15 protein-coding genes are annotated in these 18638 nt (G+C 49.4%); 13 read left to right on the forward strand and 2 right to left on the reverse strand.

Annotated elements, in window-relative coordinates:
- Window positions 1–204 precede the first annotated feature (204 nt).
- The 5 genes from HG547_RS08565 (at window position 205) to HG547_RS08585 (ending at window position 5628) form a co-directional block, all read left to right on the forward strand.
- A complete protein-coding gene (locus tag HG547_RS08565; RefSeq protein WP_055647873.1) occupies window positions 205–1869 on the forward strand; it encodes an AMP-binding protein in 1665 nt (554 codons plus the stop codon).
- Window positions 1870–2027: 158 nt separating this feature from the next.
- Complete coding sequence (locus HG547_RS08570; RefSeq protein ID WP_169547609.1) at window positions 2028–2978, forward strand: calcium/sodium antiporter; 951 nt, start codon at window positions 2028–2030, stop codon at window positions 2976–2978.
- Window positions 2979–3163: 185 nt separating this feature from the next.
- Complete coding sequence (locus tag HG547_RS08575; RefSeq protein WP_037426427.1) at window positions 3164–3868, forward strand: hypothetical protein; 705 nt, start codon at window positions 3164–3166, stop codon at window positions 3866–3868.
- An 84-nt stretch (window positions 3869–3952) separates the two neighbouring features.
- Window positions 3953–5032 (forward strand): sensor histidine kinase, encoded by a 1080-nt coding sequence (locus HG547_RS08580; protein ID WP_169547610.1) that lies wholly within the window; start codon window positions 3953–3955, stop codon window positions 5030–5032.
- Window positions 5032–5628 (forward strand): response regulator transcription factor, encoded by a 597-nt coding sequence (locus HG547_RS08585; protein WP_169547611.1) that lies wholly within the window; start codon window positions 5032–5034, stop codon window positions 5626–5628. The genes HG547_RS08580 and HG547_RS08585 overlap by 1 nt, the downstream gene beginning before the upstream one ends.
- A 5-nt stretch (window positions 5629–5633) precedes the next feature.
- Here HG547_RS08585 and HG547_RS08590 read toward each other — a convergent pair whose 3' ends face one another.
- On the reverse strand, window positions 5634–6752 hold the full coding sequence (locus HG547_RS08590) for a DUF1963 domain-containing protein (RefSeq protein WP_169547612.1): 1119 nt from the start codon (window positions 6750–6752) through the stop codon (window positions 5634–5636).
- A gap of 216 nt (window positions 6753–6968) precedes the next feature.
- Between HG547_RS08590 and HG547_RS08595 the strand changes: the two genes are divergently transcribed.
- From HG547_RS08595 to HG547_RS08605, 3 genes are all read left to right on the forward strand, one after another.
- Complete coding sequence (locus HG547_RS08595; RefSeq protein WP_169547613.1) at window positions 6969–8495, forward strand: YifB family Mg chelatase-like AAA ATPase; 1527 nt, start codon at window positions 6969–6971, stop codon at window positions 8493–8495.
- A 100-nt stretch (window positions 8496–8595) separates the two neighbouring features.
- Complete coding sequence (locus tag HG547_RS08600) at window positions 8596–9498, forward strand: acyltransferase (RefSeq protein ID WP_169547614.1); 903 nt, start codon at window positions 8596–8598, stop codon at window positions 9496–9498.
- A gap of 7 nt (window positions 9499–9505) precedes the next feature.
- A complete protein-coding gene (locus tag HG547_RS08605; protein ID WP_037431237.1) occupies window positions 9506–10447 on the forward strand; it encodes an acyltransferase in 942 nt (313 codons plus the stop codon).
- A 40-nt stretch (window positions 10448–10487) separates the two neighbouring features.
- On the opposite strand, the gene HG547_RS08610 is transcribed toward HG547_RS08605, so the two are convergent.
- Window positions 10488–10952 carry a DUF523 domain-containing protein gene (locus HG547_RS08610; protein ID WP_169547615.1) on the reverse strand — a complete coding sequence of 155 codons (465 nt, stop codon included), beginning with the start codon at window positions 10950–10952 and terminating at the stop codon, window positions 10488–10490.
- Between the two features lie 332 nt (window positions 10953–11284).
- Between HG547_RS08610 and HG547_RS08615 the strand changes: the two genes are divergently transcribed.
- The 5 genes from HG547_RS08615 to prpF all read left to right on the forward strand — a co-directional run bounded on the left by HG547_RS08615 (window position 11285) and on the right by prpF (window position 18343).
- Entirely contained in the window at window positions 11285–12073 is a 789-nt protein-coding gene (locus tag HG547_RS08615; protein ID WP_169547616.1) for a GntR family transcriptional regulator, read from the forward strand.
- A 64-nt stretch (window positions 12074–12137) separates the two neighbouring features.
- Entirely contained in the window at window positions 12138–13016 is an 879-nt protein-coding gene (prpB, locus tag HG547_RS08620; protein WP_144375679.1) for a methylisocitrate lyase, read from the forward strand.
- A gap of 235 nt (window positions 13017–13251) precedes the next feature.
- On the forward strand, window positions 13252–14379 hold the full coding sequence (prpC, locus tag HG547_RS08625) for a 2-methylcitrate synthase (protein WP_169547617.1): 1128 nt from the start codon (window positions 13252–13254) through the stop codon (window positions 14377–14379).
- Window positions 14380–14459: 80 nt separating this feature from the next.
- Entirely contained in the window at window positions 14460–17063 is a 2604-nt protein-coding gene (gene acnD / locus HG547_RS08630) for a Fe/S-dependent 2-methylisocitrate dehydratase AcnD (protein ID WP_169547618.1), read from the forward strand.
- Between the two features lie 86 nt (window positions 17064–17149).
- On the forward strand, window positions 17150–18343 hold the full coding sequence (gene prpF / locus HG547_RS08635; protein ID WP_169547619.1) for a 2-methylaconitate cis-trans isomerase PrpF: 1194 nt from the start codon (window positions 17150–17152) through the stop codon (window positions 18341–18343).
- The last annotated feature ends 295 nt before the right edge of the window (window positions 18344–18638 follow it).

Genomic DNA, 18638 nt, shown 5'->3' on the forward strand with positions numbered 1-18638 from the left:
CGCCTTTTTTATTGCCTAATGCGCCCTGCGGCTCCTGCTCTGACCTGTGATTAAGTTCATTTTCATTTCATACTCGCCCATTAGGCTGTTTTGCAGATTTAGTGATTTTACAATCTTGCAAACTATTTGCGCGGCCTCACAAAACTCGCCATACTGGGCACCTATGTTGGGGTGAAAATAACAATAAAGAACAGGGAATTGCCTATGGATAAAGCGATTAAGACGCCAATTGAAATGCTGGCGCACTGGGCGAATACGCGTGGGGATGAGATTTATTTGCGCCAGCCAATCAAGGGGCAATACCTTGATTTCACTTGGAATGAAGTACAAGAAAAAGTCCAACAACTTGCTGGCGCGTTGCGTCATTTAGGCTTAGAGCCGGGCGATAAGATTGCCGTTCTGTCTAAAAACTGTGCCGAATGGTTTATCACCGACCTCGCCCTGATGCACGGCGGCTATATCAGCGTTCCTATTTATCCGACTGCGAATCCAGATACCATTCGCTATGTATTGCAGCATAGTGGGGCTAAAGCGATTGTCCTCGGTAAGCTCGATCATTGGGCCGATCAAGAAGCCGGTGTCGGCGGCGAATTGCTGCGTCTCGCCATGCCCTACGACACCATGCCAGCTCAATATCAATGGGAACAATTGCTCAATATGGGCAACCCATTGATTGAAGCGCCATTACCCGAACCCGATCAGATAATGACGCTGATTTATACCTCGGGCTCAACGGGTCAACCTAAAGGTGCGATTCAAACCTATGCTAGCTATGGTTGGACTTGCCAAGCGGTGGTGCGCGATCTACGTACAGATGGTAAAGATAGATTATTGTCCTACTTACCGTTAGCCCATATTACCGAGCGCGTGGCGATTGAAGGCTCATCCTTTTATTCCGGCAGCACAGTCGCCTTCGTCGAAAGCTTAGACTCCTTCGTTGCGGATGTGCAGCGCGCTAAACCAACGGTGTTTTTCTCCGTTCCACGCCTGTGGAGCCTGTTCCAAAAGAACATTATCGACAAGATTGGTGTTGGCAAACTCAATCTATTGCTAAAAATTCCACTGATTAGCAGCCTAGTAAAACACAAGATCCATAAGGGCTTAGGACTCAACCATTGCCGTTTACTCGGCTCTGGCTCAGCGCCTATTCCACCCTCACTCATCCACTGGTATCACAGTATTGGGCTGGATATTTGTGAGGCTTGGGGCATGACAGAAAACTGTGCTTACTCCATCATCAACTACCCTTTCGATGCGCGTAAAATCGGCACTGTGGGTAAACCCGTGCAGGATTGCCAAATCCGCCAAGGTGAAGATGGCGAGCTACTCATTAAGAGCCCAGGCCTAATGACCGCCTATTATCTGCAACCTGAAGCCACCGCGGCGGCCTTCGATGCTGATGGTTTCTTCCATACCGGCGATCTCTGCGCCATCGATGCCGATGGTTGTGTGACTATCACCGGCCGGGTGAAGGACAACTTTAAAACCGCCAAAGGTAAATACGTCGCCCCAGTGCCCATTGAGCGTAAGCTCGCGCAGGATCCCCATGTGGAGCTGATTTGTGTTATTGGCTCTGGTTTGCCGCACCCTGTAGCCCTAGTGCAACTCTCTGAGGGAGCTAACCTACAAGCCCGTGAAGAAGTACGCGCTTCCCTTAAAGCGACACTCGATAGTGTGAATCCACATTTAGAATCCCACGAACATGTGGATGCCATTGTGGTGGTGAGTGAACCTTGGACCATCGAAAACGATGTATTAACCCCCACACTGAAGATCAAGCGCCACGTGCTTGAGAAAGCCTTTAGCGAAAGGGTGGACGGGATCCGTGGTGCTCAAGTACGCTGGGAAGATGAGTTAGTCGCAAAATAACGTCAAAGCGCACCGTTATGATTAAAGCACGCTCTTCGGCGTGCTTTTTTATGACATATTCTGTCAAAGCAAATTAAAAACACGTATCATGTGCGCCTATCAGCGTAAGGTGATACACCTTAAATTAATTCACTCAATCAGGTTTAACAGAGTCCAAAATGCTTATTGCACTTTCAATTATCGGCGGCTTTATTATTTTAACCTTAGGCGCAGAGGCCTTAGTCCGTGGCGCAAGCTCCATTGCACTTCGTCTTGGGATTACGCCGCTGGTGATCGGCTTAACGATTGTGGCTTTCGGTACCAGCGCACCAGAGCTTGCGGTAAGCGTAAAGTCAGCCTTGGCAGGCAATAGCGGCATTGCACTGGGTAACGTGATTGGCTCTAACATCGCCAACATTGGCTTAATTTTGGCAATTACTGCGCTTATTCGCCCGATCCAAGTTCAATCGCAGATGGTAAAACGGGATATTCCACTGATGATCCTCGCTTCTATGCTGTTTTGGGGATTATTGCTAGATGGCGAACTCAGCCTGATTGACGGCATCATTTTATTATCACTCCTTGTCGGCTACTTGGTTTTCAGCTATTTCAGCGCCAAAAATACTACTGATGCCGATGGTGAAGTGATTGAAGAAGGTCCTAAAAATCCATTGCTTTCAATCGCGTTTATTATTGTCGGCATCGGAATGTTAGTCGGCGGTGGCATTTTATTTGTGAATGGCGCTGTTGATTTAGCCAAAGTATTTGGTGTTAGTGAAGTCATTATCGGCCTGACTATTGTCGCTATCGGTACCAGCATGCCAGAGCTAGTGACCTCGGTTTTAGCGGCACTCAAAGGCGAAAGCGATATTGCTATTGGTAATATCGTTGGGTCAAATATATTTAATATATTAGGTATTCTTGGCGTGACCGCCGTCGTTTATCCTGTATCTGGGCTTGGTTTCCAACCCTTAGACTTTATTGTCATGCTAGCGTTAGCCGTAATCCTTTTACCCTTTGCTTGGTCTGGCCTACGAATTGGTCGCCGCGAAGGTGCCACGCTGCTTATCGCTTACTTAGGCTACATGGTTTACCTCGTTAACCAAGCTAGCAGCCAAGCGGTAGTCTAACGATTTACGCGTTCACCTTCGCTTACTAAAACACCGGAGCCACTCCGGTGTTTTGCTATGTAGCCATTAAAGAATGACATATGTCATGCCTAATTGATGACCTTTGTGCCTGCAATCGTGTCGAGGGATTTCTGATAATGAAGCCGTACCCAAGCAATGGGCAATCTCTTCAATAAGGAAATACCATGAAAACACTTTTACTGCTATCAAGCCTTGCCCTCGCCTGCGTGCCAGCGTTCGCGGCTTCGAACTCTAGCCCCAATATCGCTGAGGCAGACAAAGCGGCTAACACACTGAATATTGATAAATTGCAACAGCTCAGCACTGCCACTCAAGATTACGAGGCGGCTTATGCCAACTATCGTTTAGCCATCAGCGCCAATGTGATGGGACAAAAAACCATAGCAGATAATGCCTTAGCTTCGGCTCAAGCGAGCTTAGAAATCTTAACCAATAGTCAAGCCGATGCCGAATCCCTAGCACTATTATCATCCGTGTATGGTATGCAAATCGCCTTGGATAACAGCAAAGGCGCTGAGCTTGGGATCAAATCAGCTAACGCCATTGCTCAGGCCGAACAGCTGGCACCGCTTAATCCGCGGGTCGCATTAGTGAAAGCGATTGCCGCCTATAATACGCCAGCAATGTTTGGGGGCAGCATGCAAGTTGCCAAGACGCTCGCCAGCAGCGCCATTGAGCGATTTAATCAACCTTGCGAGAACATTTGCTGGGGTGAGGCCGAAGCTTACACTTGGCGCGGACTGGCCAAACAAGAATTGGGGGATATCCAAGGCGCGATGGAAGATTGGCAACAGGCACTGCAAGTGGAAAAAGATTATGGTTGGGCTAAGTTTTTACTTCAGAAAAATCAGCAAATAAGTGCAAAATAACCCCAGAAAAGGCGAAAGGATTGGCTAATGTTTACGGCCAATCCTACTCTCAGCAGCCGCAAAATGGATCTTAGGCGAAGCGATATGACAAATAACCCCCTACAACTTGAACGAAAGCTCGCATGGGTGTACTTAATAAACCTCGCGTTTTATCTGATACCGCTGTTTATTACGCCTTATCCTAGCTGGCAAATTATCTTAATTTTAGCCGTGCTGGTTCCCTTTATTTACTGCTATTTTGGGACCTATCGCAGTAATTTCCGCAGCGCCCATCGGCCTATTATCGGCATGTTAGTACTTGCTATAGCCATTACCCCTATTAATCCCGGGTCCATCTCACTCTTTACCTTTGCCAGTTTCTTTATTGGTTTCTTTTATTCCTTTAGAGTTAGCTTGTTATGCTGGCTCGGGATACTCGTTACACTGTTCTTGCTCAACTACGTTAGTCAATTCAATAGCTACTATTTTCCAATGTACGGCTCAGCCTTAGTATTAGGGGTTGGTATGCTCGGTAAAGCAGAGCGAAGACGTTACCAGCATAGATTGAAGGAGCGACAAAGCGCCAAAGAGATCAGCACCTTAGCCACTATGGTTGAACGGGAGCGTATCGCCAGAGACTTGCACGATATTATGGGGCACAGTTTGTCATCGATTGCGCTAAAGGCTGAATTGGCCGAAAAACTACTGGCGAAACAAGAATATCAACTTGCAACGACTCAACTACAAGAGCTAGGACAAATTGCGCGGGAAAGCTTGAGCCAAATAAGGCATACCATCTCAGACTATAAACACAAAGGCTTAGCAAGTTGCATCACCCAGCTATGTCATTCACTCAGGGACAAAGGCATCTACGTTGAGTTAATTGGTGAATTACCAAAACTGCCCGCCAGAACAGAAAGCCAACTTGTGCTGATTTTAACTGAACTCGTGAATAATATTTTGCGCCACAGCAACGCGAGCCAATGCAGCATTCAATTTAGTGAGCAGGCAAATACCCTTAATGTCGAGGTTAAAGATAATGCCTTAGCAAGACCTTTTATCGAAGGAAATGGGCTAACAGGTATCCGTGAACGTCTCGATAGCCTCGGAGGTCATTTACGCTATAATCTTGAGCAGGGATATGCCTTTAGCGTTACTTTACCTTTGCAGGGAGCAACAGATTAATGAAGATTCTATTGGCAGAAGATCAAGCCATGGTGCGCGGCGCACTAGCGGCACTGCTAACCCTTGCTGGCGGTTTTACTATTACTCAGGCCAGTGATGGCGACGAAGCGTTAAGCCTCCTCAAACAGCAGCATTTTGACCTGTTACTGACGGATATTGAAATGCCGGGACGAACAGGTTTGGAGCTAGCCGCTTGGCTAAAGGAGCAACATAGCCAAACCAAAGTGGTGGTGATCACAACTTTTGGCCGCGCGGGTTACATTAAACGCGCTATCGAAGCGGGTGTCGGTGGATTTTTGCTAAAAGATGCGCCCTCAGAAACCCTCGTCAGTTCAATTCAACAAGTGATGGCGGGTAAACGCGTTATCGATCCTGAGTTAGCCATGATGGCAATTGGCGATGTCGACCCCCTCAATGATAAAGAACGCCGCGCCCTACGTTTTGCCAGTGAAGGCAAATCCACCGCAGAGATAGCCGAGATGCTGTTTATTGCCGAAGGCACGGTACGTAACTATTTATCCGAAGCCATTGCCAAACTCAATGCGAGCAACCGAATCGATGCCGCCCGCATTGCCAAACAAAAAGGTTGGTTATAGCTCAGCTAGTTGTCATAAATGCAGTAAATGCGCTCGAATTTACCCAATGCGAGATCGTCTCGGTGGATAATAAAATTCAACTGCATTGAGTGCTCACTATAGACGGCTTTGAACAGCACCAGATAATCTTCGGCATTACCGCCTAACTCTGCCGCAGCGTGGAGTTCGGGGGCTTTATAGCGGCTATCACCATGGCCATTAATGCTAGCGATACCATCGTAATACGGCAGCGGCTGCTCGGGGACGAGCAATGCCTGCAAGTTAGATGACTGCCACTCGGGTAGCGCAGACCATTGTGCTTGAGTGAAAATCTGACCGGGGATTAACCCGTGTTTATTCATTTTGATTAGATCAAAGAAATAGAGCTGATCTTGCCACTCTGGTACCAATTCATCATCCACAACCTCTATGGCCTCCAGCACCATGGCTTGTTGCGGTTCTGGTAGCGCTTGTAAACGTGCCTTGGCTAACTTTACTAAATGCGGGTTGTCACTATTAATCATGTCAGGGGCTATCATCTTAATGCTGGCAACTCCCTGAAGTTGATAAGCCTCTTCATACTCATAGTTTGCACATACCGCATCGTCGAACTTAAGTTCGGCAATCGCTTTCCCAGAGTTCAGTTGCTGATCTTCAGCGACATAATAAACATGGCCGCGAAGCATTTCCGAGAATCGCCAGCGCTCCAAAAAGAACAACAATCGCCCTTCTCGGGGCAAATAAGATTGAAACGCCTTCAGGTCGCTACAATTGATTTGTGCAATAAATTGCATGGGTACACGGAAGGCCTGCGCCGCCTCGTCCCAGTCCCAATCTTGCGACCACCCATAATGCTCCTCGATATACTCGCGAGTATGGTCGAATTCCTCAGCGTAAGCATCCAGCATCTCCTCCCTTCCGACCAAAGTCACCGGATAATCCATGCCTACAGGTAAATCCGGCAATCCACCCAATCGGCTGTTACCTAACTGGTTATAGTCTTCGCTTGCACTGGGATAGAGATCGACACTACTGCGAATAAACGCCGAGAGCACGTTGGCAAGGTTGGGGTCTTTAAACTGTGCCAGCTTTTGCTTGAGCAACTGCCGACGAATGGGGGAATTTTCTGCTAATAACATATCCATATTGACCTCACGACTCCAATATTGGCTTTTTATCATTTCTATCAACTATTTGCTATCGTCCAATATGGCAAATTGCCAAAGCTATTACAGGAACCGCAAACTCAGAGCAAAGGACTTACTCATGAGACAAGCAACAACCTAGGCGATAGAAAACTCCTTGCGTTAATTACTGCTACACTCAAACTCTGCTCAAAAGATCAACAAAAGGATTTGTTTATGGCGATAGCCTGCGTACATACCCGAGCCAGTTGTGGAGTTGAAGCACCCGAAGTCACGGTTGAAGTGCATCTCAGTAATGGCCTGCCGGCTTTTAATCTGGTGGGTTTGCCAGAAGCCTCTGTCAAAGAAGCCCGCGAGCGGGTACGCAGCGCCTTGATCAATGCGGGGTTCGAGTTTCCGATGCGGCGAATAACCGTTAATCTCGCGCCTGCGGATTTACCCAAGCAAGGCGGCCGCTACGATTTACCTATCGCCATCGGCATTTTGGCTGCTTCAGAGCAAATCCCCCACACAAGCCTTAAGGATACCGAATTTGTCGGCGAACTTGCCCTCTCAGGGCAAATCCGCCACTGCCAAGGATTGCTACCAGCAATCATTGCGGCTAAACGCCATAATAATCAGTTAATTCTGCCACTCGATAATCGCCACGATGCCGAGTTAGTTGGTTATCCTAAGGTCTACTTTGGCTCCCATTTGCAAAGTTTAGCGGCGTTTCTCCATGGACAAGCGCCACTCCCCATGCTGGAGCAGCAGCTCGAATGGATCTCGGATGAGCCGGCGCAGTCCACGCCTTGCCTTAGCGAGGTGATAGGTCAATACCAAGCTAAACAAGCACTTGAAATCGCCGCTGCAGGCAACCATAACCTATTAATGCTAGGCCCGCCGGGTACTGGCAAAACCATGCTAGCCAGCCGCATGATGGCGCTATTACCTGCACTCAATTATGAAGAAGCCTTAGAAGTGGCTGCAATTCATTCCGTCGCGGGCATCAATATCAAACCGCAGGACTTTCTTAAGCGACCATTTCGCGCGCCGCACCATACTTGCTCCTCAATTTCCTTAGTCGGAGGTGGCAGTATTCCTAAGCCTGGCGAAATTTCATTGGCCCATCGCGGAGTATTATTTCTGGATGAAGTCGCTGAATTTCCAAGAAAAGTGCTCGACTGTTTGCGTGAACCGATGGAAACAGGTGAAGTGGTGATCTCCCGCGCGGCGGCAAAACTGACCTTTTTAAGCCGCTTTCAATTGATCGCCGCCATGAACCCCAGCCCGAGCGGCGATATCGACGGCCCCAATCGAGCTACACCCGATCAAATCCAGCGCTATCTCGCCAGACTCTCTGGCCCGTTTATAGATAGATTTGATCTCACCATCGAAGTCCCCAAACTCCCCGCAGGCACCCTAACGCAACAGTCGACGCAAGGCGAAACCAGCCATCAAATCGCCAAACGAGTAAAATGCGCCCGCGATATTCAACTCGCCAGAGCGGGCGTGCTAAACAGCGAACTATCAGGTAAACAACTTAAGCAATTTAGTGGTATCAATGATGCTGACCTAGTTTTTTTAGAACAGAGTGTCGTCAAGTTAGGATTATCCGTGCGCAGCTTTCATCGTATTCAACGGGTTGCCCGCACCATTGCCGACCTTGAGCAGGCCCCCAATACCGAAAGGCGCCACCTCGCCCAAGCCTTAGGTTATCGGGCTATGGATAAATTATTGGCCCGTTTATCCCAACAGTATTGAGACTCGAAATATTAACAAATGCCCCGACCAGCCGCCCTAAGATTGAGCCAAACGCCGACACCGAGTAACATAGGCCTCCAATTTTTATCAGGGGGCGCCAATGGGGACGTTGTTTTCACAATTAAAAGGGTGCATAGCTTTCTTAGGCTATGTCGTGAATACGCTGTTTTGGGTTGTACCCATTGTTCTGGGCAGCTTCATTAAACTTATTCCTTTGCCTGTGTTGAGAACGGCGACGAGCTATTTTCTCGACTTTTGCGCCAGCGCTTGGATAAGCGTCAATGGGGTGATTGAACGTGTGCTGCACCCAGTGCAAATTGAGCTCTCGGGCGATAGCCAATTTTCTACCAAAGAATGGTATATGGTGATCGCTAATCATCAGTCTTGGGTCGATATTTTGATCCTGCAGCGCGTATTTAATCGCCGAATCCCGTTTTTGAAATTCTTCCTGAAACAAGAACTGATTTATGTGCCCGTGTTAGGGCTAGCATGGTGGGCATTAGATTTTCCTTTTATGCGCCGCTATAGCACAGCACAACTTAAAAAGAACCCAAAACTCAAGGGCAAAGATATCGAGATCACCCGTAAAGCCTGCGCAAAGTTTAAGACTAAGCCAGTGAGTGTGATGAACTTTGTCGAAGGAACACGCTTTACTAAGGCCAAACATAAAAAACAAAACTCACAGTTCCAACATCTGTTAAAACCTAAAGCGGGCGGCATGGCCTTTGCGCTATCCGCCATGGGAGAACAGATCCACAAGCTAGTCGATGTCACGATTTACTATCCAGATAGCATTCCTAGCTATTGGGACTACCTGACAGGCAAGCTGCCAAAGGTTAAAGTACACATAACAGTGAAGGATATTTCGCCGGATATGCGTGGCGATTATATGAATGATCGCGAGTTTAAAATTAGCTTCCAAGAACAATTGAATGAACTTTGGCTCGCTAAAGATCAAGTGATCAGCCAATTGGCAGGGCAAGCGGACCAAGAAGTAAGGTAAAACCTCTATGTTGAATTTTCTCCCCGGCCCAGTGCTGTTTATTCTCAGTCTGAGCCTGCTGATCATTAACACCGCCCTTTGGGGAACCTTGGTTTGCCTTGGTGGTTTAGTGAAAATGTTGATGCCAGCTCAAGGCGCACGCAATGCAGTGACCGGACTGATGAATCGTTTTATGTGGGCATGGGCAACCTGCAATGGTGGCATTTTGTATTTGATTGCCAAAATCGAGTGGGATGTTGAAGGACTTGAAGGGCTCAATAAAAACAGCTGGTACTTGCTAATCAGTAACCACCTCAGTGGCTTTGATATTGCTGCGCAGACTTACCTGCTGCGTAACCATATCCCCATGTTGAAATTCTTCCTCAAAAAAGAGCTGATCTATGTCCCCATTATGGGCCTAGGTTGCTGGGCGCTCGACATGCCTTTTATGGACAGAACCAGCCCGGCAAAACTCAAGAAAAATCCGAAACTTAAGGGTAAAGATTTAGCAACCACTCGCCGTGCCTGTGAGAAGTTTAAAAATATGCCCACATCAATTATCAACTACGTTGAGGGCAGCCGCTTTACCGAAGATAAGCGTCAGCGCCAAGATTCGCCTTACCGTCATTTGCTTCGGCCTAAAGCGGGTGGTATTGCCTTTACACTTTCCGCTATGGGTGAGCAATTTACCAACCTACTGGATGTGACGGTAGTGTATCCCGATGCGCCAGACGATGTGTTATTTGGCGTAATGAACGGCAAAGTACGCAAGATTATTGTACGGGTGCGCGCCTTGCCAGTACCGCAAGTCGACGCTACGCGCTACTTTTCAGAATCGGAATATCGGGTCGAGTTTCAGCGTTGGTTAAACCAAGTTTGGGCGGAAAAAGATGATCAAATTGCTGCACTCTTGCAGCAACATCAGCAGCTAACGGATAGTGCCACCAGCACCCACACACAGCTTCACTAACGTAAGTGAGTCGATAGCGGGTTAGGCTGACCTAGCCCGCTTATTCCACTTCTAGCTGTGCCAGCCTCATTGCCGCTTCTGCTAATTCCGTTTCATTAAACACACTCATACCTGCCGCTAGCAGAAGTTCGGCCGTCATTCCCCGCCCTGCAATTAAATGCTTACTGAAACTGCCATTATAAATGTGCTGATTGCCGCAGGAAGGACTACGCGCCTTTAAAATCGCTATCTTAATGCCTTGCTCCTGAGCCAAAGCAAGCGCCTTTTGTGCTCCCAACCTAAAAGCCGCTGTTACATCTTCACCCTGCGCTGTTAGCACTAGCTCGCCAACACGCTCGGCCGCAGGCCTTGGTGTGGGTAATCCGCCCGCGCATTCAGGACAAAACGCCACTATCTGCCCTTCTCGCTGCCATCGCTGCATCCACTCGTCTTGCAGCAGATTATGACCGCCGTCATAACGCACCGCCTGCCCAAGCAAACAACTGCTAATGAGGATTTTCTCCATCTTGCCCCTCTATACCTTCACCCTGTGAGTGCCGACCAATACTTTCTCTGCATTGTACTCAATAAGTCGCAATGGGGTAAAAGCTGTGCTTGATCGCACCATCTGACATCACTCAACACCAAAATTGTCGACAATTACCCATTAAATAATAGAGAAGATAAAATTATCAAAATCAACGAAAACACAAAATAACCAACAAATACAGCAATTAAAACTTAAATCGGCAGAAGTATAGACTTACGTCTAAGCAAACATATTGTTGACAATGGCATTTAACGGGACTATTTTTTACCCATTGTCGACAATCCAGCAATCAACGAGTGATGCGCAGTATGTTGAAGCAAGAGACCATATTCCCCATAGATGACACCCAAAGCTCAGTGGCCCATGCCTCGACGAGCCCAACGAATAAGGTGAAATCCCTCGCCAGCGAAAAATCGTCGACCACTTTAGCCGATCAAATTTTGGTGCAAATACAAACCAGCATCATCAAGGGTGAACTGCCTGCAGGCTGTAAGATCAACGAGCAAGCCCTCGCCGAAAAATATGGCATCAGCCGAGGCCCGACCCGTGAAGCGCTGCAAACCTTAGAAAGACAACGTCTCGTAGTCCGTGCGCCCCATGTCGGAGCTCGAGTCGCTCAACTCACAGTGAGCGAGTTAAACGATTTATATCAATTACGTAGCGTGCTCGAAGGCATGGCCTGCGAACTCGCCGCTAGCCGTATTACTCCAGAACAATTAGCCAAGTTAGAAGACTTACTCGCGGTGCAAGAAACCGCGCTGGCCAATGGCGATACCTATTTCCAAGAGGAAGGTGATGTCGACTTCCACTATCAAATCATCCAAGCCAGCGGCAATAAACATCTGCAAGAAACCTTAATTGGCGGGCTTTATCATCTGCTGCGGATGTATCGCTATCAGTGCACCAATAAGAACCGCCCAGTAAAAGCCATTGCCGAACACAGACGCATAGTCGAAGCCATTGCCCAGCGTGATGGTGAACTCGCTAGCCTGTTGATGCGTCGCCATATTGAGCAAGGCCGTAAAAATACCGAATTACGCTTGATTGAATTACAAGCTAACGCCGCCGCGAAAGAAACCTTAGCCAATATCAGCTAAGTCGCAGCCCATAAGCATCGAATACTGATCATTCAGTACTTTTTAATTGGATAAGGACAAGACCATGACCCAAAGCGCAGGATTACGTTTTCGCCAAGCTCTTGCTAACTCAAAACCCTTACAAATCGTTGGCACCACCAATGCGTATTTCGCCTTGATGGCGGAGCAAACTGGTTTCCAAGCCCTGTATCTGTCGGGCGCAGGCGTCGCAAACGCCTCCTACGGTTTGCCGGATTTAGGCATGACCTCGATGAACGATGTGCTAATCGATGCAGGTCGTATCACCTCGGCAACTCAACTGCCACTGCTGGTCGATATCGACACCGGTTGGGGCGGCGCCTTCAACATCGCCCGCACCATTAAAGAGTTTGAGAAAATCGGTGTAGCTGCCGTGCACATGGAAGACCAAGTGTCGCAAAAGCGTTGTGGCCACAGACCCAACAAAGCGGTCGTCAGTACCGAGGAAATGGTTGACCGTATCAAGGCCGCCGTCGATGCCCGCACTGATCCTAACTTTGTGATCATGGCGCGCACCGATGCGGTTGCCGTTGAAGGTTTAGAAGCGGGTATCGAACGCGCAAAAGCCTATATCGCCGCGGGTGCCGATATGATTTTCGCCGAAGCCTTAACTGAGCTGGACCAATACCGTCACTTCAAGGCCCAGGTTAAGGCGCCGATCCTGGCGAACATGACCGAATTTGGCCAAACCCAATTGTTCAATAAAGAAGAACTCGCACAGGCGGGTGCCGACATGGTGCTTTACCCACTCGGCACTTTCCGCGCCGCTAACCAAGCCGCACTGAAAGTGATGCAAGCGCTGATGAATGATGGTCATCAACGCAATGTCTTAGACACTATGCAGACCCGTACGGATTTGTATAAGTACTTGGGCTACCACGCCTTTGAAGACAAGTTAGATCAATTATTTAGCCAAGATAAGTAAAAGATAAGTACAGACCATGGACGTCAGTAGAAGCTTAGGCTTCGCGTTGTTACTGATACCCAGATGCGCGAGCCGTGACCTCAAATAACGGCTCATGCATCACCGATATGCTGCAACCCTACATAAGGCTAAAACTCTGTATTTAGTCAACATTTATGCAGCTTTAACCAAAAAGGTAGACGGCTAATATTGAGCCTGTCTGCAATAACCATAGCGTTAACGGAAGGGAAGAATTATGTCAGACGCAAAAAAATTAAGTGGTGCTGGATTACGTGGCCAGAGCGCGGGTGAGACTGCACTAAGTACTGTAGGTGTATCGGGCAGCGGCCTGACCTACCGCGGTTATGATGTGAAAGATCTGGCTGAAAACGCCACCTTCGAAGAAGTCGCTCACCTCATCCTCTACGGTGAACTGCCAACCACAGCACAACTCGAAGCCTATAAGACCAAACTTAAGGGCATGCGCGGCCTGCCACAGGCATTAAAAGAAGTCTTAGAGCGCATCCCTGCCGACGCTCATCCAATGGATGTGATGCGTACTGGTTGTTCTATGCTGGGTAACCTCGAAGCCGAGCACAGCTTTAGCGAGCAAAGCCAAATCGCCGATCGTTTACTGGCGGCTTTCCCATCGATCATCTGCTACTGGTATCGCTTTAGCCACGATGGCGTACGCATCGACACCGAAACCAACGACGAGCAAATCGGTGCTCACTTCCTGCACCTGCTGCATGGCAAAGCGCCATCGGCACTGCACGCTAAGGTGATGGACGTATCCTTAATTCTGTATGCAGAGCATGAGTTTAACGCCTCAACCTTTACCGCCCGCGTATGTGCATCGACTCTGTCGGACATGCATTCCTGCGTGACTGGTGCTATCGGCTCACTGCGTGGTCCGCTACACGGTGGTGCCAACGAAGCGGCGATGGAACTGATCCAAGATATGAAAGACGAAGCCGATGCCCGCGATGTATTGATGGGTAAACTCGAGCGTAAAGAGAAGATCATGGGCTTTGGTCACGCCATCTACCGTGAGTCAGACCCACGTAACGCCATCATCAAAGAATGGTCTGAAAAGCTGGCCGCCGATTACGGCGATGATCGCCTCTACCGCGTATCTGTTGCCTGTGAAGCCCTGATGTGGGAACAGAAAAAACTCTTCTGTAACGCTGACTTCTTCCACGCCAGTGCCTACCACTTCATGGGCATTCCAACCAAGTTATTTACCCCAATCTTCGTTTGTTCACGGGTAACGGGTTGGGCAGCACATGTGATGGAGCAGCGTTCAAACAACCGCATTATTCGTCCAAGTGCCGACTATGTGGGTGTATCACCACGCAAAGTGGTACCCATTGCCAACCGTTAAGCAAAACTGACCACACTTAGCGCGAGACTTCACTCAAGGTGCGTCTCGCGCCGACTTCATTTTCCGAAATGGATGATGTTATGAGCACTGTTATGAACACCCAATATCGCAAGCCTTTACCCGGCACAGCACTCGACTATTTCGATACCCGCGAAGCCATTGAAGCCATTGCCCCCGGCGCCTATGCGAAATTGCCTTACACCTCGCGCGTGTTAGCGGAAAACTTAGTGCGTCGCTGCGAGCCAGAAGCACTCACAGACTCGCTAAAACAAATTATTGAATCAAAACAGGAACTGGATTTCCCATGGTTCCCAGCCCGCGTGGTGTGCCACGATATTTTAGGCCAAACCGCGCTGGTAGACCTTGCAGGTCTGCGTGATGCAATTGCCGCTAAGGGTGGCGATCCTGCCCAGGTTAACCCTGTGGTTCCAACTCAGCTGATTGTTGACCACTCACTGGCAGTGGAATTCGGTGGTTTCGATAAAGATGCCTTCGCCAAAAACCGCGCCATCGAAGACAGACGCAACGAAGACAGATTTCACTTTATCAACTGGACGCAAAAAGCCTTTAAAAACATCGATGTGATCCCGCAGGGTAACGGCATCATGCACCAAATCAACCTGGAGCGTATGTCACCCGTGGTGCATGCCCGTGATGGCGTGGCATTCCCCGATACCTTAGTGGGCACCGACAGTCACACGCCACACGTGGATGCGCTGGGCGTTATCGCTATCGGTGTGGGTGGACTTGAGGCCGAAAGCGTGATGCTGGGCCGCGCCTCATACATGCGTCTACCCGACATTATCGGCGTTGAGCTCACAGGCAAACCTCAGCCGGGCATCACCGCTACCGATATCGTTTTAGCCTTGACCGAATTCCTGCGTAAGGAAAAAGTGGTTTCTTCTTACCTTGAGTTCTTCGGCGAAGGCGCAGAGGCTTTAACACTTGGCGATCGCGCGACTATCTCTAACATGACGCCAGAATTTGGCGCAACCGCCGCCATGTTCTATATCGACCAACAGACGCTGGACTACTTAACCCTGACGGGTCGTAGCGACGAGCAAGTGAAGCTGGTTGAAACCTATGCCAAGACCACAGGTTTGTGGAGCGATGATCTCAAGCAGGCCGAGTACCCACGCACCCTGCATTTTGATCTATCATCGGTAGTGCGTACCATTGCTGGCCCATCGAATCCCCATGCTCGCGTTCCGACTTCAGAGTTGGCCGCGCGCGGCATCAGCGGCGTGGTTGAAAACGAGCCAGGCCTCATGCCAGATGGTGCAGTGATTATTGCGGCCATCACTAGCTGCACCAACACCAGTAACCCACGCAACGTAATTGCGGCGGGCCTGCTGGCACGTAACGCCAATGCCAAAGGCTTAAGCCGTAAACCTTGGGTGAAAACCTCACTCGCCCCCGGCTCTAAGGCGGTACAACTCTATTTAGAAGAAGCCAACTTGCTGCCAGAGCTAGAGTCATTAGGCTTCGGTATTGTCGGTTTTGCCTGCACCACCTGTAACGGTATGAGCGGCGCACTCGACCCAGTGATTCAGCAGGAAGTGATCGACCGCGATCTTTACGCCACCGCCGTATTATCCGGTAACCGTAACTTCGACGGCCGTATTCACCCTTACGCTAAGCAAGCCTTCCTCGCATCGCCACCGTTAGTGGTGGCCTATGCAATTGCGGGCACCATTCGTTTCGATATCGAGAAGGATGTGTTAGGCCTCGATAAAGACGGCAAGCCTGTGCGCTTAATCGATATTTGGCCAACGGATGCTGAAATCGATGCAGTGATTGCGGCAAGCGTTAAGCCTGAGCAGTTCCGCAAAGTCTACGAGCCCATGTTTGATTTGAGCGTCGACTACGGCGATAAGGTCAGCCCACTGTACGACTGGCGTCCACAATCAACCTATATCCGCCGCCCACCTTATTGGGAAGGTGCATTAGCGGGCGAGCGCACCCTCAAGGGCATGCGCCCACTGGCGGTATTAGGTGACAACATCACCACAGACCATTTATCGCCATCGAATGCGATTATGATGGACAGCGCGGCGGGCGAATACCTACATAAAATGGGCCTGCCAGAGGAAGACTTTAACTCCTACGCGACCCACAGGGGCGACCACTTAACGGCCCAGCGCGCGACCTTCGCCAACCCTAAACTCAAAAACGAGATGGCAATTGTCGATGGCAAGGTGAAGCAAGGCTCACTGGCGCGTATCGAGCCAGAAGGCCAAGTGACCCGCATGTGGGAAGCCATTGAAACCTATATGGATCGCAAACAACCGCTGATTATTATCGCTGGTGCCGACTATGGTCAGGGTTCATCCCGTGACTGGGCGGCCAAGGGCGTGCGCTTAGCGGGTGTAGAGGCGATTGTAGCTGAAGGCTTTGAGCGTATTCACCGCACAAACTTAGTCGGTATGGGCGTGTTGCCACTGGAGTTCAAAGCGGGCGAGAATCGCGCCACCTACGGCATCGATGGCACCGAGGTGTTTGATGTTGTTGGTGATATCGCGCCACGTGCAGATCTCACCGTTATCATCACCCGTAAAAACGGTGAGCGTGTCGAAGTGCCTGTGACCTGTCGTTTAGATACCGCTGAAGAAGTGTCTATCTACTCTGCTGGCGGCGTACTGCAACGGTTTGCGCAGGATTTTTTAGAGTCAAATCTAAAGTAAGATTCGCGCTAAAAGGCGGCAATGCCGACAAGCTTGCCGCCTATATCGACACGAACCTTTTCGCTATTCCCCTTGGAGTTAATAGCATGAGTAATAAACTTTTCCCGCCCCAGATTAAAGTGGCTGCAACCTATATGCGTGGTGGCACTAGCAAAGGGGTATTTTTCCGTCTGCAAGATTTACCCGAAGCAGCCCAAGTACCAGGCCCTGCCCGTGATGCACTACTGCTGCGCGTCATTGGCAGTCCCGACCCCTATGGTAAACAGATTGATGGTATGGGCGGCGCAACTTCCAGCACCAGCAAGACGGTTATTCTGTCTAAAAGCAGCCAAGTCGACCACGATGTTGACTATCTGTTTGGCCAAGTGTCTATCGACAAACCCTTTGTGGATTGGAGCGGTAATTGCGGCAACTTGACCGCCGCCGTCGGCGCCTTTGCCATCAGCAATGGGCTGATTGATGCTGCGCGCATCCCGCAAAACGGTATCTGCACCGTGCGTATTTGGCAGGCCAATATTGCAAAAACCATTATTGCCCATGTGCCGATTACCGATGGCATGGTGCAAGAGACAGGCGATTTTGAGCTCGATGGCGTGACCTTCCCCGCCGCCGAAGTGCAGATCGAATTTATGAACCCCGCCGCTGACGAAGACGGCGATGGTGGCAGCATGTTCCCAACGGGTAATTTAGTGGATGTACTCGAAGTACCTAGTATTGGCAGCTTTAATGCCACCATGATTAACGCGGGTATTCCAACCATCTTTATCAATGCCGAGGACTTAGGTTACTCGGGCACTGAACTGCAAGACGATATCAACAGCGATAATGCCGCTCTTGCCAAGTTTGAGACCATCCGTGCTTATGGCGCCGTACGTATGGGACTTATCACACATATTGATGAGGCCGCATCACGCCAACACACGCCAAAGGTAGCGTTTGTGGCTAAGCCCAAAAGCTATGTGTCATCCAGCGGCAAAGCGGTGGCAGCGGAGGAGATCGATCTTCTGGTACGTGCCCTATCCATGGGCAAATTGCACCATGCGATGATGGGCACGGCCGCCGTAGCGATTGGTACCGCGGCGGCGATTCCCGGCACTTTAGTCAATCTCGCTGCAGGCGGTGGTGAGAAGGAAGCGGTACGTTTTGGCCATCCTTCAGGCACCCTTCGCGTCGGCGCACAGGCCATACAACAAGATGGCGAATGGACAGTGACTAAAGCCATTATGAGCCGCAGCGCCCGAGTGCTGATGGAGGGTTTTGTACGCGTGCCCACCGTATAAATCCTAACAACTGATTCGCATCTCCAAGTTGATTGATATCACCCTATCAATAGAGTTCAACCAAAGGCCTTGCTTCTCCCCCTTCCGGCAAGGTCTTTTTTTATTTATCTTCCCTGCGAGCTGCAATATGTTGGCATTCGGTAAAAAATGCTAAACTTGCGTTGGTTACAGCTGATATTGATAAAAACACCTTACGCTATATAAATCTGTGAATAAATTAACCATTATTTTAATTTTAAAACTGAGATCGCGTCAGTCTCATTCTTAACGCGACATTCCTAAAGTAACGTGAATA

The sequence above is a fragment of the Shewanella sp. DNRA4 genome, from assembly GCF_012843185.1.
Taxonomy (GTDB): domain Bacteria; phylum Pseudomonadota; class Gammaproteobacteria; order Enterobacterales; family Shewanellaceae; genus Shewanella; species Shewanella xiamenensis.